The organism is Neptunitalea chrysea (genome assembly GCF_027924145.1).
Classification (GTDB): domain Bacteria; phylum Bacteroidota; class Bacteroidia; order Flavobacteriales; family Flavobacteriaceae; genus Neptunitalea; species Neptunitalea chrysea.
The window spans coordinates 178,990-195,783 of record NZ_BRVP01000006.1 but is presented as its reverse complement, the minus strand read 5'-3'; the positions used below and the strand labels follow the sequence as shown (position 1 = coordinate 195,783).

Here is a 16,794-nt window from a genome sequence, read left to right as displayed (position 1 = left end):
GCCTCTCTCAAAGCGGATGCAAAAGTAGAAACTTTATTTGTAACTAGCAAAACTTTTTTTATAAAAATTTAAACCCGTTTTTTCTTAACTTTCCAACCTTTCAATACCTCCCTCAAGAAGCGGATGCAAAACTAATACTTTTTAATAAAACGTAAAACCTTTTCCTTAAAAGTTCTTACCAATTATCTCTACTCTATTTATATGAACATCGCCCTGAAAGCGGGTGCAAATATAAAACCTTTATTAACCTTTATCCAAGCTTTTCTTAACCTTTTTTTAAAACATTTTATCTAAACCCTACAATTCAATTAGTTACACAATAAAACCCTCATCAAATTAATTAAAGTACTATGAAAACAGGTTCTTCCTCTACTCTTCCACTCTTATATATTATTAGGATTTACCATAATTACCTATCCAGTTTTAATATATAGTATTCCTTTATATATAAGGTATAAATAAATTCTACCCTTATATATGCTACAAAACACCTAAGATTTAGATTTTCACCTATATATACCATAAATAAATATTGTAATGATTGAAACAACCTATTATCTTTGCACTCCTTAATAAATATTTAAATGATAAAAATAACTTTACCGGACGGATCAGTAAAAGAGTTTGAGCTTAACTCAACTCCCATGGATGTTGCCAAAAGCATAAGTGAAGGTTTGGCACGAAATGTAATTTCAGCAAAATTTAACGGTACCACCGTTGAAACAACCACTCCTTTAACCACCGACGGTTCTCTTATATTATATACATGGAATGATACAGAAGGTAAAAAAGCATTCTGGCATTCTTCTTCTCACGTAATGGCTCAGGCTTTAGAAGAACTTTACCCTGGAGTAAAACTCACTATTGGTCCTGCTATTGATAATGGTTTTTATTACGATATAGATTTAGGTGAGCAAAGTATCTCGGAGAAAGATTTCCCTACTATTGAAAAGAAAATGTTGGAAATAGCCAGAGGGAAACATGAATTTAAAATGAGATCTGCTACAAAAGCAGATGCCCTAACATACTACGAAGATCAAGGAAACGAATTTAAAGTTGAATTAATTGAAAACCTTGAAGACGGCACCATTACTTTTTGCGACCACGCTACCTTTACCGACTTATGTCGCGGAGGACACATCCCAAATACAGGTATTATTAAAGCAGTTAAATTATTAAATGCTGCAGGTGCTTACTGGAGAGGTGATGAAAATAAACCTCAACTTACACGTATCTATGGTGTATCATTTCCTAAACAAAAAGATCTTAAAGAATATCTTGAACTTTTAGAAGAAGCTAAAAAACGTGACCATAGAAAACTTGGTAAGGAATTAGAATTATTTACTTTCTCTAGAAAAGTTGGACAAGGATTACCTTTATGGTTACCTAAAGGTGCTGCTTTAAGAGAGCGCTTAGAGCAATTTTTAAGAAAGGCTCAGAAAAAAGCAGGTTATGAGCAAGTAGTATCGCCACATATTGGACAAAAGGAATTATATGTTACTTCTGGACACTATGCTAAATATGGAGAAGACAGCTTTCAGCCAATACACACTCCTGCTGAAGGAGAAGAGTTCTTATTAAAACCTATGAACTGTCCTCACCACTGTGAGATTTACAATTCTAGACCATGGAGTTATAAAGAGCTACCTAAGCGTTATGCAGAATTTGGTACAGTATATAGATATGAGCAAAGTGGTGAATTACACGGATTAACTAGAGTAAGAGGTTTTACTCAAGATGATGCACACATTTTCTGTACTCCTGAACAATTAGATGAAGAGTTTAGAAATGTTATAGACCTTGTATTATATGTATTTGGTTCGTTAGGTTTTGAAAACTTTACGGCTCAGGTTTCTTTAAGAGATTCTGAAAACCCTGATAAATATATAGGAAGTGACGAAAACTGGGAAAAGGCAGAAAGTGCAATTATAAACGCTACTAAAGAAAAAGGACTTAACTATGTTATAGAAACAGGAGAAGCTGCCTTCTACGGCCCTAAACTAGACTTTATGGTGAAGGATGCTCTTGGAAGAAGCTGGCAACTTGGAACCATTCAGGTAGACTACAATTTACCAGAACGTTTTGACCTATCTTATAAAGGTAGTGATGACAAATTACACCGACCAGTTATGATTCACCGTGCTCCGTTTGGAAGTATGGAACGTTTCATTGCTATTTTATTAGAACATACTGCTGGAAATTTCCCACTTTGGTTAATGCCTGAACAGTGTATTATACTGTCTCTTAGTGAGAAATATGAAAAATATGCTAAAAATGTTTTAAATTTATTAGAAAATCACGAAATTCGCGCCCTCGTTGATAACCGAAATGAAACTATAGGCAAAAAAATCAGGGAATCAGAAACCCAAAAAATGCCATATATGTTGATTGTTGGAGAGAATGAGGCTAAGGAGGGTACAGTATCTGTTAGAAAACACGGTGGAGAAGATTTAGGCAGTATGAGCATTGAAGCTTTCGCCGATTTGATAAAAACCGAAATTAATAGTATATTAAAACCGTTTAAATAAAGTCTAATTAAAATTTTTTAGCCATAGCTATTAGAAGAAATAATTACAGAGCTCCCAGAGAGGAAAAGGATCAGCACAGAATTAATGATAAAATTCGTGTTCCTGAGGTACGATTGGTAGGTGATAATGTAGAAATGGATGTATATCCAACTAGAAAAGCACTTGCCATGGCTCAAGAGATGGAATTAGATTTGGTAGAAATATCACCTAATGCCAAGCCTCCTGTTTGTAAAATAATGGACTATCGAAAGTTCCTGTATGAGCAAAAGAAGCGCGATAAGGCTTTAAAAGCTAAAGCGACGAAAGTTGTTGTAAAGGAAATTCGTTTTGGTCCGCAAACAGATGATCATGATTATGAGTTCAAGAAAAAGCATGCAGAGAAGTTCTTAAAAGACGGTGCCAAATTAAAAGCATATGTTTTCTTTAAGGGACGTTCTATTGTATACAAAGATCAAGGGCAAATTTTATTACTTAAACTAGCTCAAGAACTGGAAGAACTAGGTAAGGTGGAACAGATGCCTAAATTAGAGGGTAAACGTATGACTATGTTTATTGCTCCTAAGAAAGCAGCAAAATAGTAAATTGTACTTTTAATAAGTGTAATTTGATTATAAAAAGTTAAGCGAAATCAAATTTAAAGAGGAAAGAAATGCCTAAAATGAAAACTAAATCTAGTGCCAAAAAGCGTTTTAAGCTTACAGGTTCTGGAAAAATTAAAAGAAAGCACGCTTTTAAAAGTCACATTTTGACTAAAAAATCTAAAAAGCGTAAGCTTGCGTTAACTCACAGTGGATTAGTTCACGATAACGATGTTAACAGTATTAAAGAACAATTACGTTTAAAGTAATCTGATAATTGTTCGTCGGTTCAATTTAAAATTGTTTAACCCTGGAGTCAGGCCAAAAAAAGAAAGAGCAATAAACATTGCCGCCTGCTACAAAAAATCTTAAAAATTATGCCAAGATCAGTAAACGCGGTAGCTCGTAGAGCTCGCAGAAAAAAGGTAATGAAACAAGCCAAAGGTTACTTTGGTAGACGTAAAAATGTTTGGACAGTTGCCAAAAACGCGGTTGAAAAAGCGATGTTATATTCGTACAGAGACCGTAAAAATAAAAAGAGAACGTTTCGTGCTTTATGGATTGCCCGTATTAACGCAGGTGCAAGACAACACGGTTTATCTTATTCTCAATTTATGGGGAAAGTTAAAGCTAACAACATAGAACTTAACAGAAAAGTTTTAGCTGATTTAGCGATGAACCACCCTGAAGCTTTTAAAGCTATTGTAGAAAAAGTAAAATAATAAACGTTTAACAATATTTCGCTTAGAAAAAAATCCGATTCAATTATGAATCGGATTTTTTATTTACTTACATTCTAAAAACAAAAATCCCCGATAGTTAGCTATCGGGGATTTTATTATTATATATAAAAAATACTGCTTACTATATTATCTTGAATAGTTAGGAGATTCTTTTGTAATGGTTACATTATGAGGGTGACTCTCGTTAATACCACTAGAAGTAATTTTAACAAAGCGTCCTGTTTCTTTTAAGGTCTCAACATCTTTGGCACCACAGTATCCCATACCTGCTCTTATTCCTCCTATAAATTGGTGCATACTTTCAAACAAATCTCCTTTGTATGGTACACGTCCAACAATTCCTTCCGGAACCAGTTTCTTAATATCATCCTCTACATCTTGGAAGTATCTGTCTTTACTACCTTGTTTCATAGCTTCTACACTACCCATACCACGGTACGACTTAAACTTACGTCCTTCATAGATAATAGTTTCACCCGGAGATTCTTTGGTACCTGCCAACATAGAACCCAACATCACACAATCTGCACCCGCTGCAATAGCTTTAGGAATATCACCTGTATAACGAACACCTCCATCTGCAATCACTGGAACACCCGTTCCTTTTAAAGCAGCAGCCACTTCCATTACCGCAGATAACTGAGGAAAACCAACACCGGCAACAATACGTGTTGTACAAATAGAACCGGGACCAATACCCACTTTTACGGCATCGGCACCATTCTCTGCTAAATATAAAGCTGCTTCAGGAGTTGCAATATTACCTACTACTACATCTAATTGCGGAAATTTATCTTTTATGGTTTTTAATACCGTAACCACACCTTTGGTATGACCATGAGCTGTATCAATAATTACAGCATCTACACCTGCATTTACCAATTGTTCTGCTCTATCTACAGCATCTGATGTTACACCAATAGCCGCAGCCACTCTTAATCTACCAAACTGATCTTTATTAGCCAAAGGCTTTTTAGTAAGTTCAGCTATATCTCTAAATGTAATTAAACCTACCAGCTTGTAGTTACCATCCACGATAGGTAATTTTTCAATCTTATATTCTTGCAGAATATCTTCTGCGTCGGCTAATGACATACCAACACCGGCAGTCACCAAGTTTTCAGAAGTCATCACTTCAACTATCGGACGCTCTTCATGCTTTTCAAAACGTAAATCTCTGTTAGTTACAATACCTTTTAAGATACCATTCTCATCGACTACAGGAATACCACCAATATGATGCTCTGTCATGTTCATTTTAGCATCTCTAACTTTAGCATCTAATGGTAGTGTTACAGGATCTAAGATCATACCACTCTCAGCCCTTTTAACCTTTCTTACCTGAGCTGCTTGTTGCTCGGCTGTCATATTTTTATGTAAAACACCGATTCCACCTTCACGTGCCATAGCAATAGCCATAGCAGCTTCTGTAACGGTATCCATAGCTGCAGATACAACAGGAACATTTAAGGTAATATTTCTTGAAAATTTAGTTTGAATGCTTACTTCGCGCGGTAATACTTCTGAATAATTTGGAACAAGAAGAACATCGTCATATGTAAGTCCTTCTCCTACGAATTTTGCTATGTGTGATTTCATGATGCAATTTATAGTAAATTGCATGCAAATATAAGCCATTTAAATAAAAACGGAAGCCTAAATCAATTTTTTTACGATTTGAATTTAGGAAATGTAACCAAAAACTCAGTCCCTTTAGAAGGATGCGCCTTAATATCTAACGTACAATCATTTATAGTAACAAATCTTTTAATTAATAGTAGCCCTATTCCCTCTCCTCTTTCCAACGATGTTCCTTTTTCAGAGTTCAATGCTTTATTTGTATTTAATATCTCAGCAATTCGAGTATCAGAAATCACCACTCCTTCATTAAAAATTGACAACGTAGTTCCCGTTTCTGCAGTTTCATATGTAATCTTAATGCTCTTTTTTACATCTGTATATTTAATAGCATTTGCCAACATATTATGCAGAATTATATTTACATGAGCATCATCTGCATATATAAGGAGTACATTATTGCCTTTACGGTTGTTCTCTATTAAGATATTCTTTCGTTTTATGTTTAAATAAAATGAGTTTAATGTACGTTTTACCTTTTCAATTAAATCAACTTTCACAGGATTTACCTCTAGCCCATCTAATTGTAATTTGGCCCATTTCAGTAAATCATTTAGCATAAAAGAAGTTGATCTAACCTGTATTAATAGTTCTTCCATCAAATCCTTAACCTCTTCCTCTGAAAAATGACCTTGTACCATAAGCTCCAGCAATTGCTCCATTGAACTTATGGGAGACCTTAAATCATGAGAAAATACAGAAATGAGTCGATCCTTTGCCTGATTATGTTTCACCAAAATCTTATTATGATTCTGAATGGTTTCGTTCTGAGCCTCTACTTCTGCGCTCTGTAATTTAATTTCCTCATAGAGGCGTGCCTCTCTCTTGATTCTTTTTCTATGTTGAAGAAGTAATAACAATAAGAAAACTGCAATACCAACTATAGATATAAGTAAGATGTTATCCCTTTTAATTTTGGCATCTTTCATTTCATTTTCAGCAATAAGAATGCTACGTTCCTTTTCATCCTTTCTTAATTTCATCAAATCGATTTGGTGCAACCGTATCTGACTAAACAAAGAGTCTTTATATGCCGCCGAAAGCTCGTAATAGGACAATGCTTCTTTAGTGTTATTCAATTTAGAATACACCTTATACATTACATAGTAGCTTCTTTCCATATCCCATTTTGCTCCAACAGCTTTTGCGTATTGCAATCCTTTTTTAGCGTATCCCAAAGCAACATCAATCTTACCCAAAGCCAAATAGCAACTTGCTATCTCATTATTAGCATATGCCTTTTCCCATATATTAGGTTCTATTTTATCGGTTAGCACTTTTGAAAAATACTCTAATGCAAGCTGATATTTTTTTTCCTTCTTGTAGATATACCCTAATTTATTTAAGGCAAGATGTTGGTAGTAATTGTTAGTTCGCTCATAATCGGCATCTATTACCATAGCCAAATAATTTCTGGCCTCTTCATATTTCTTATGCTCTATTAAACTAATCGCTATATTTACATAAACTGCTAAAATATAGGGATCAAATACTTCCTTATTAAAGTACTCAATTGATTTTTTAAAGTCTGCAATTGCCTCCTCGTGATTTTCTATAGCTTGCAAAACAATTCCCTGACCATTTAAAGACTTGGCCATACCTGAATAATAATTAATGGAAGACGACAAATTATAGGCCTTCAACATATTCTCATACACAAAAGTGTAATCTCCATTTACATAATATACTCTAGATTTCGTAATCAATAGATCTGCCTCTAAATACTTATCGGTAGTAGTATAATCATCAGAAGCAATTAATCTTTCAGTTTTCTGAATATACTCAAGCGCCTTTGTAGTATTATTTACACTTAATTCTTGTGCCAGATTTAAATATATGCGTGCCGAATCTATAGAAACATGTCTCTGTTGTCCTAATAATATTAACGGAAACAGTATCAACAAAACCAACATCTTTCTGTACATCGGAATATATTTTACTTTAATGATAAAATTTAAATATTTTAGAAGCTTCATTATAGGCACTCTCAAAACTCATAGCGCTTATATTTGTATCTGCATGCTTAGATGTAAAATAAGATACCAATTTTTCGGTAGGCATATTACCTATCAATTCATCTTTTGCCATTGGACACCCTCCATACCCCTGAATTGCCCCGTCAAAACGAGAGCAACCAGCTTTATAGGCCGCATCAACTTTTTCGAACCACGCTGTTCTAGTTGTATGTAAATGTGCACCAAACTCTATATCTGGGTACTTTGCAATTAAATTCGAAAACAAATATGTAATAGTTTCGGGAGTTGCTACTCCAATAGTATCTGACAATGATAATATCTGAATTCCCATTTGATATAAACGTTCTGTCCATTCAGATACAATATCTACATTCCACGGATCTCCATAAGGATTTCCAAACCCCATGGAAAGATACGTTACAACTTCTTTATTTGTAGTATCGGCTATTGCTTTTATTTTTTCAAGAGTTTTTAATGATTCTTGAATTGTTTTATGGGTATTACGCATTTGAAAAATTTCGGATATTGAAAAAGGGAAGCCTAAATAAGATACTTCATCTACACCACAAGCCTCTTCCGCACCTCTAACATTTGCGACTATAGTAAGCAGCTTACTGTTATAATTACTCAGGTTTAATCCTTTAATGACATCTATTGTGTCTACCATTTGGGGGATTGCTTTAGGAGAGACAAAGCTCCCTACATCTATAGTATGGAAACCTACACGCAATAATGATTGAATATACTGAATTTTTTGTTCAGTAGGAATAAACGCTTTGATACCTTGCATGGCATCTCTTGGACATTCAATAATATGAACTTCATTCATATACTTATAATTGAAGAGAAGATATACGTTTTTGTGCTACACGAAACTCCGTAATCATGTCGTCTATAATACCAGCTACCGGTTTTATAGTATCTATTAAACCTGAAACTTGTCCGATTTCTAATTCTCCATTTTCTAAATCGCCTTTAAACATACCTAATTTCGCTCTACCACGTCCTAGATGCTCTTTTAATTGTAATGCATCTGCTCCATTTACATATAATTCTTGCAATTCGTTATAAAATGTATTTTTTAACAGCCTAACTGGTGCTAATTCTTTCAAAGTTAACATGGTGTCACCTTCTTTGGCTGCTACTACCATTTCTTTAAAAAGTATATGTGACGATGCCTCATTACTAGCTACAAACCTACTACCAACCTGCACACCATCTGCCCCTAGTACCATTGTTGCAAGCATTGCACGACCTGTAGCAACACCTCCTGCAGCAATTAACGGAACCAATATTTCTTTTGCTACCTGCGGTATTAACGTAAGTGTAGTGGTTTCATCTCTTCCATTATGGCCTCCAGCTTCAAATCCTTCAGCCACAATAGCGTCTACCCCAGCCTCTTGAGCTTTCTTAGCAAACTTAACGCTGCTCACCACATGTACAACAGTTATTCCTTTTTCTTGTAAAAAGCTAGTCCATGTTTTAGGGTTTCCGGCCGAAGTAAAAACAATATTAACTCCTTCGTCTATAATTATATCCATAATATTTTGAATATCTGGATATAGCATAGGCACATTTACACCAAATGGTTTATTAGTTGCCTTTTTACATTTTTGTATATGCTCTCTCAATACTTCCGGATACATAGATCCTGCCCCTAGTAATCCTAGTCCTCCTGAATTACTAACCGCAGAAGCAAGTCTCCATCCGCTAGCCCATACCATTCCTCCTTGAACAATGGGATATGTAATATTAAACAGTGAGGTTATTCTATTTGATTGCATTATTCTATAATTAACTTATATGTTTTATTGGTAGTATTTATAGTAACATCCACAAAATACATTCCTCTTTCTAATCCTGAAACATCAACTTTATTATCTTCACTAGCCGTTACTTTTATCACCCGTTCACCTAATGTATTATACACCACTACCTCATATGTTTCTGTATTATTAGATGACACGTAGAAATAAGTTGAAGCCGGATTAGGGTAAATCTGAATAGCAAAGTCTTCAGAAAACTCAGGAGTATTTAACAAACTACCCATCGCAAGACCAAAATTTGGGATACCATACCCCATTTGATTCGTTGGGTTAGTATATAAAGAAGCCGATTCTCTAACCAGCTGCATAATTTCAATATTTGTTTTAGACGGATTTACCTGCCATAAACTTGCTATAGATCCTGCCATAATAGGAGATGAAAATGAAGTTCCGCTAGAAATAGTAACAACATCGGAATAATTAATAACTGCACTAGCATCCCCCTTAGCCATTACATCTGGTTTTACTCTACCATCTGCAGATGGACCAATAGAACTAAAACTTGCATAGTCCCCTATATTATTTACAGCTCCAACTGCAAAAGCATTTCCGTCTGCAGGAGCACCAATAATATTAAAGGTAGTACTATTGCCTGAATTACCAGCAGAGTTTACAACTAAAATTCCTTTTTCAACAGCAATATTTGCTCCCTTTGTAATGAAAGCAGTATTCCCATCCATGTCTGCCATGGTGTGGTTATACCTCGAATCATCGAAGGTGGTATATCCTAAAGAACTGTTTATAATGTCGACACCTAAACTATCTGCTCTTTCTGCAGCCTCTACCCAATAACTTTCCTCTACAGGTGTTTCTACTAGAGCATCTTCGGTTCTAAATAAATAATAACTAGCATCTGGTGCCGTTCCCACAAACTGATCTTGTACAAAACCTGCCATATCTGATAACGTTGCAGTACCATGCCCGTTTAGTGAAGGATTATTAAAATCGGTACTTCTTAACACAAAATCATATCCCCCTAATAAATTGTTATTATCTCTTAAACGTTGAAATCCACTCATGGTATTTACATTAGGAAAACCAGCGTCTAACACAGCTATAACCAACCCTTCTCCAGTGTAATCATTTTGATGTAACACATCTACATTAAGCATGGTTACCTGATTATTTGTATTGCCATAAGTAAAATCAACATTTATATCAAACTTATCTGTCTTATCTAAATGTTTATAATCATTAGCCTGTCTGGAATTTAAAGAATTATCGGCATAGAAAATACTATCTACAATACTTAAGTTTAGTAAGGCATTAATATCTGTTTGACTTCCTATAACATGAAGACAGTTCATCCATTTTGATTTAGCCATCACCATAACACCCGTTTGATTTTTAATCGTGGTGATATAGGTTTCGTCAACCGGAACATCTCTCACATCAATAGGTGTATTGTGTAATGCTTTTCTATCTAAGGCATCTTGCGTTAAAATAGAAATAGGATTAGCAAGTGCCGTTACCGCATTTGGTTTATCGGTAAAGTATACCCACGCATGTTCTTGAGCCCTTACACCCAGTGCTAGAAAAAGGGTAAAAAGTAAAAATAATTTTTGTTTCAAAATGGATCTTTTTTGCAATTTAAGAAATTACTCCGGATCCTACTAATTCATCTTTTATATACCAAGCCACAAATTGTCCCTCAGTAATAGCACTTTGTGGTTCTTCAAAATCTACAAAAGCTCCACCTTCTACCTTGTAAATAGTAGCTTTTTGCAAAGGTTGTCTATATCTAATTCTAGCGTTTACACTGAGAGATTCTCCAATAGCCAATACCATATCTTCTCTTACCCAATGTAACTCATGCTGTTTTACAAATAAAGTTCTTCTGTACAATCCGGGATGATTTTTACCCTGACCCGTATAGATTACATTCTCTTCAACATCTGTATCTATAACAAATAAAGGGGCTACTGTACCACCTACATGTAAACCTTTACGCTGCCCTTTTGTAAAATAATGAGCTCCTTGATGTTTCCCTACAATTTTACCATCTGAAATATGGTACTCAGGCTTTTTACTATAAAAAGAAAGTTCCTGTTCCTTTGTTTCAAATTGTGGCACCACCTCATTATAAGCATCCATAGATTCTGGAACTTCAACAATTACGCCTTCTTTAGGTTTTAATTTTTGCTGCAGAAACTCTGGTAATCTAACCTTACCTATAAAACATAATCCTTGAGAATCTTTTTTATCTGCAGTAATTAAATCGGCCTCTGCTGCAATAGCCCTAACCTCTGGCTTCGTTAACTCCCCTATTGGAAACAAAGTTTTAGAAAGTTGCTCTTGTGATAGCTGGCACAAAAAATAAGATTGATCTTTATTACCATCAATTCCTGCCAGTAATTGATAAATTTCTTTACCGTCTTTTTCTATCACTCCTTTTCTACAATAGTGTCCTGTTGCTACATACTCTGCACCTAAGCCCAGCGCTATTTTCATAAACACGTCAAACTTAATCTCGCGATTACATAAAACATCTGGGTTCGGAGTTCTTCCTTGTTCGTATTCGTTAAACATATAATCTACTATACGTTCTTTATACTCTTCACTTAAGTCAACTGTTTGAAAAGGAATTGCTAATTTGTCGGCCACAATCATTGCATCATTACTGTCCTCTAGCCATGGGCACTCATCTGAAATAGTAACGGAGTCGTCATGCCAATTCTTCATAAATAGTCCAATTACCTCATAGCCTTGTTGCTGTAACAAATATGCTGTAACACTACTATCTACACCTCCTGAAAGTCCTACTACTACTCTTTTCATTTAAACTAAATTATAAACTACAAAATTATAAAAAATGTAGCGTTCTCGGTTTTAGTATATCCATAAAAAAACCCTGAACAAAATGTTCAGGGTTTCTATGTTTATTAGGCTTCACCTGTTGGTCCAAAATTTAGTGGAATAGGTGGCTGCTCATAATCTTTAATTTCGCCATGAGCCCGTTCAAAACGCTGAACATTATCATTTAATGCTTTTAGCAACCTTTTGGCATGCTGGGGAGTTAATACAATTCTACTCTTCACTTTTGCCTTAGGTGTTCCTGGCATCATACTTATAAAATCAACAACAAATTCTGATACCGAATGATTTATAATAGCCAAATTAGAATAAATTCCTTCCGCTATTTTCTCATCTAATTCAATATTAACCTGTCCTTGTTTTTTTTCCTGATCACTCATGAAACTGTTTTATTAGAAATTAATTTCTTGTCTATGAGACATAATTTCATCATATTCTTCTTTCGAACCTACGATGATATTGTCATATTCTCTCATACCTGTACCAGCTGGTATCTTATGTCCTACAATAACATTCTCTTTAAGACCTTCTAAAGAATCTACCTTACCGTTTACAGCAGCTTCGTTTAATACTTTAGTTGTCTCCTGGAACGAAGCCGCAGAAATAAACGACTTAGTTTGTAGAGATGCTCTTGTAATACCTTGTAACACCGGTGTTGCCGTTGCAGGAATTACATCTCTTGCCACAACTAAATTCTTATCAGTACGTTTCAAAATTGAATTTTCATCTCTTAATTCACGAACTGTAACAATTTGTCCAGCTTTTAATTTACCAGAATCCCCGGCATCCTCTACAACCTTCTTACCGAACAAGCTATCATTTTCTTTGATAAAATCAATCTTATGAGCTAACTGTCCTTCTAAGAATAATGTATCTCCCGGATCTTGAATTCTAACTTTACGCATCATTTGACGTACTACAACCTCAAAGTGCTTATCGTTAATTTTTACCCCTTGTAAACGATATACTTCCTGTACCTCGTTAACAAGATATTGTTGTACCGCTGAGGGTCCTTTAATTTTTAAGATATCATCAGGTGTAGTAGAACCATCAGAAAGTGGCATACCAGCTTTCACATAGTCATTTTCCTGAACAAGAATCTGGTTAGAAAGTTTTACAAGATACTTCTTAATTTCTCCTAACTTAGATTCTACTATAATCTCACGATTACCTCTCTTAATTTTACCAAAAGAAATAACACCATCAATTTCAGAAACTACAGCTGGGTTAGATGGGTTACGTGCTTCGAATAATTCGGTAACTCTTGGAAGACCCCCTGTAATATCCCCTGCTTTAGCAGAACGACGTGGAATCTTAACAAGTACTTTACCTTCTTTAATCTTATCACCATCATCTACCATAATGTGTGCACCTACCGGTAAGTTATAAGAACGTAACGTATTTCCTTTAGCATCTTGAATCAATAATGTAGGAATAATTTTCTTATTTCTTGATTCTGAAATTACTTTTTCTTGGAAACCTGTTTGCTCATCTATCTCTACCTGATAAGTAACCCCTTGTTGAATACCATCGTAAGCAATTTTACCTGCAAACTCAGAAACAATTACCCCATTATATGGATCCCACTGACAAATTACATCACCTTTAGTAAGTTGTGCTCCGCTATCAATAAATATTTGAGAACCGTAAGGAATGTTACTTGTACTTAAAGTAATACCGGTTTTCTTATCGATTAACTTTAATTCTGTAGTACGAGAAATAACAATATCTACCAGATTTCCTTCAGAATCTTCGCCTTTAACAGTTTTAAGATCATCGATCTCTGCAACACCTTCAAACTTAGCGAATAATTTATTCTCTTCAGAAATGTTCCCTGCAGTACCCCCTACGTGGAATGTACGCAACGTTAACTGTGTACCCGGTTCTCCAATAGACTGTGCTGCAACAACACCTACTGCCTCCCCTTTTTGTACCATTTTACCGGTTGATAAGTTTCTACCATAACACTTAGCACAAATACCTTGTTCTGCTTCACATGTTAATGGAGAACGTACTTCAACAGATTCTATAGCTGAGTTATTTACTCTCTTAGCATGATCTTCTAAGATTTCTTCACCCGCTTTAATAATTAACTCTTCAGTTAACGGATCGTATACATCATGTAAAGAAACACGACCTAAGATACGCTCACCTAAAGATTCAACTACTTCATCATTTTTCTTAAGTGGTTCAACTTCTAATCCTCTTAAAGTACCACAATCCTCAATGTTAATAATAACATCCTGAGAAACGTCTACTAAACGACGTGTTAAGTACCCTGCATCTGCCGTTTTTAACGCCGTATCCGCAAGTCCCTTACGAGCACCGTGAGTAGAAATAAAGTACTCTAAGATAGAAAGTCCCTCTTTAAAGTTAGAAAGAATCGGGTTTTCAATGATCTCACCTCCACCAGAGTTTGATTTCTTAGGTTTCGCCATCAAACCACGCATACCGGTTAACTGACGAATCTGTTCTTTAGATCCACGAGCCCCAGAATCAAGCATCATAAACACAGAGTTAAATCCTTGATTATCCTCTCTAATACGTTTCATTGCTAACTCAGTAAGCATAGCATTCGTAGAAGTCCATACATCAATTACCTGATTATAACGCTCATTATTTGTAATAAGTCCCATGTTATAATTCATCATAATACCTTCTACCTGCTCGTTAGCATCAGAAATCATTCCGTGCTTTTCCTGAGGAATAATAATATCTCCTAATGAGAATGATAGTCCACCTTCAAATGCGAACTTATATCCCATATCCTTAATCTTATCAAGGAAATCTGCTGTTTCAGGTACGCTAGTAACTTTTAAAATGCCACCGATAATATCACGTAACGATTTTTTAGTTAATACCTGATTAATATATCCAGCTTTCTCTGGTACCACCTGATTAAATAAAACTCTACCTACAGTAGTTTCAATAATTTGGTATACCAACTCACCATTCTCATTGTAATCTTTAGCTCTCACCTTAATACCAGCATTAAGATTTACTTTCTTCTCATTAAAAGCAATACTTACTTCTTCAGCAGAGTAGAAAGTTAATCCTTCACCAGCAACGTTTTCAGCTTCGGTAGATCTTCTTTGTTTGGTCATATAATACAGACCCAAAACCATATCCTGTGAAGGTACCGTAATTGGCGATCCATTAGCAGGGTTAAGAATGTTATGCGATGCTAACATTAATAACTGAGCTTCAAGAATAGCCTCTGGTCCTAATGGTAAGTGAACCGCCATCTGGTCACCATCAAAATCCGCGTTAAACGCAGTACATACTAATGGGTGTAGACGAATTGCTTTACCTTCAATTAATTTAGGTTGGAATGCCTGAATACCTAAACGGTGTAATGTAGGGGCACGGTTAAGTAATACCGGATGTCCTTTAATTACACTCTCTAATATATCCCAAACAACTGGTTCTTTTTTGTCTATAATCTTCTTAGCAGACTTAACCGTTTTTACAATACCTCTTTCAATTAATTTTCTAACAACAAAAGGCTTGTAAAGTTCAGCTGCCATGTTTTTAGGTAAACCACATTCAAACAACTTCATTTCTGGTCCTACAACAATTACAGAACGAGCAGAGTAATCAACACGTTTACCTAATAAGTTTTGACGGAAACGACCTTGCTTACCTTTCAATGAATCTGAAAGTGATTTTAATGGTCTGTTAGATTCCGTTTTAACCGCAGAAGACTTACGAGTATTATCGAATAATGAATCCACAGATTCCTGAAGCATACGTTTTTCGTTACGTAAAATTACCTCAGGAGCTTTAATTTCCATTAAACGCTTCAAACGGTTATTTCTAATAATAACCCTTCTATAAAGGTCATTAAGGTCAGAAGTAGCAAAACGACCACCATCAAGAGGTACTAACGGACGTAATTCCGGCGGAATAACAGGAACTACACGCATTACCATCCATTCTGGATTGTTTTCACGGTTTTGTTGAGACTCTCTGAAAGCTTCAACTACCTGAAGACGTTTTAATGCCTCTGTTTTACGTTGTTTAGAAGTTTCATTATTAGCTTTGTGTCTTAAATCATAAGACAATGTTTCTAAATCTATTCTTCTAAGTAACTCTTCAATACACTCAGCTCCCATTTTAGCAACAAACTTGTCAGGATGCGTATCTTCAAGATATAAGTTTTCTTGAGGAAGTGTATCTAAAATATTTAAGTATTCTTCTTCTGTTAAGAAATCTAAACGCTTAAGTTCTTCACCTTCTGGTCCTTTAGCAATACCTGGTTGTATAACCACATAGCGCTCATAATAGATGATCATATCTAATTTCTTAGAAGGTAACCCTAATAAATAACCAATTTTGTTAGGTAAAGAACGGAAGTACCATATATGTGCTACGGGTACCACTAAATTGATATGACCAACTCTATCTCTACGAACCTTTTTCTCAGTTACTTCAACACCACATCGGTCACAAACAATCCCTTTATATCTGATTCTTTTGTATTTACCACAAGCACACTCATAATCCTTTACAGGACCAAAAATACGCTCACAGAAAAGACCATCGCGCTCAGGCTTGTGAGTACGATAGTTAATAGTTTCAGGTTTAAGCACCTCTCCTCTAGACTCCGCCAAAATTGACTCAGGCGATGCTAAACCTATTGAGATTTTATTAAATCTCTTAACTGTATTCTTATCTTTTAATTTTGCCAT

12 protein-coding genes are annotated in these 16,794 nt (G+C 35.2%); 4 read left to right on the top strand and 8 right to left on the bottom strand.

The window, feature by feature from the left end; all coding sequences use genetic code 11:
• The first annotated feature begins 584 nt into the window (after positions 1-584).
• The 4 genes from thrS to rplT all read left to right on the top strand — a co-directional run bounded on the left by thrS (position 585) and on the right by rplT (position 3,828).
• Entirely contained in the window at positions 585-2,528 is a 1,944-nt protein-coding gene (thrS, locus tag NBRC110019_RS06085) for a threonine--tRNA ligase (RefSeq protein ID WP_281753287.1), read from the top strand.
• Between the two features lie 29 nt (positions 2,529-2,557).
• The gene (gene infC / locus NBRC110019_RS06080; protein WP_281753291.1) at positions 2,558-3,106 is read left to right on the top strand and encodes a translation initiation factor IF-3; all 549 of its coding nucleotides are present in this window, start codon (positions 2,558-2,560) and stop codon (positions 3,104-3,106) included.
• 71 nt (positions 3,107-3,177) lie between these two features.
• Positions 3,178-3,375: a 50S ribosomal protein L35 gene (gene rpmI / locus NBRC110019_RS06075; RefSeq protein WP_093025656.1), complete on the top strand. Its 198-nt coding sequence runs from the start codon at positions 3,178-3,180 to the stop codon at positions 3,373-3,375.
• Between the two features lie 108 nt (positions 3,376-3,483).
• Positions 3,484-3,828, top strand: a complete 345-nt coding sequence (gene rplT / locus NBRC110019_RS06070; protein ID WP_281753283.1) for a 50S ribosomal protein L20 — start codon at positions 3,484-3,486, stop codon at positions 3,826-3,828.
• A 147-nt stretch (positions 3,829-3,975) separates the two neighbouring features.
• Here the strand turns inward: rplT and guaB are convergent, their stop codons facing one another.
• From guaB to rpoC, 8 genes are all read right to left on the bottom strand, one after another.
• Positions 3,976-5,448: an IMP dehydrogenase gene (guaB, locus tag NBRC110019_RS06065; protein ID WP_281753281.1), complete on the bottom strand. Its 1,473-nt coding sequence runs from the start codon at positions 5,446-5,448 to the stop codon at positions 3,976-3,978.
• Between the two features lie 71 nt (positions 5,449-5,519).
• Positions 5,520-7,412 carry a tetratricopeptide repeat-containing sensor histidine kinase gene (locus NBRC110019_RS06060; protein WP_281753279.1) on the bottom strand — a complete coding sequence of 631 codons (1,893 nt, stop codon included), beginning with the start codon at positions 7,410-7,412 and terminating at the stop codon, positions 5,520-5,522.
• A 16-nt stretch (positions 7,413-7,428) separates the two neighbouring features.
• On the bottom strand, positions 7,429-8,292 hold the full coding sequence (locus NBRC110019_RS06055; RefSeq protein ID WP_281753277.1) for a hydroxymethylglutaryl-CoA lyase: 864 nt from the start codon (positions 8,290-8,292) through the stop codon (positions 7,429-7,431).
• Positions 8,293-8,296: 4 nt separating this feature from the next.
• On the bottom strand, positions 8,297-9,247 hold the full coding sequence (locus NBRC110019_RS06050) for an NAD(P)H-dependent flavin oxidoreductase (protein ID WP_281753276.1): 951 nt from the start codon (positions 9,245-9,247) through the stop codon (positions 8,297-8,299).
• Entirely contained in the window at positions 9,247-10,860 is a 1,614-nt protein-coding gene (locus tag NBRC110019_RS06045; protein ID WP_281753274.1) for a S8 family serine peptidase, read from the bottom strand. The genes NBRC110019_RS06050 and NBRC110019_RS06045 overlap by 1 nt, the downstream gene beginning before the upstream one ends.
• 19 nt (positions 10,861-10,879) lie before the next feature.
• Positions 10,880-12,067 carry a tRNA 2-thiouridine(34) synthase MnmA gene (gene mnmA, locus NBRC110019_RS06040; protein ID WP_281753271.1) on the bottom strand — a complete coding sequence of 396 codons (1,188 nt, stop codon included), beginning with the start codon at positions 12,065-12,067 and terminating at the stop codon, positions 10,880-10,882.
• A gap of 104 nt (positions 12,068-12,171) precedes the next feature.
• Positions 12,172-12,483 carry a DUF3467 domain-containing protein gene (locus tag NBRC110019_RS06035; protein ID WP_281753269.1) on the bottom strand — a complete coding sequence of 104 codons (312 nt, stop codon included), beginning with the start codon at positions 12,481-12,483 and terminating at the stop codon, positions 12,172-12,174.
• Between the two features lie 12 nt (positions 12,484-12,495).
• On the bottom strand, positions 12,496-16,794 hold the full coding sequence (gene rpoC / locus NBRC110019_RS06030; protein ID WP_281753267.1) for a DNA-directed RNA polymerase subunit beta': 4,299 nt from the start codon (positions 16,792-16,794) through the stop codon (positions 12,496-12,498).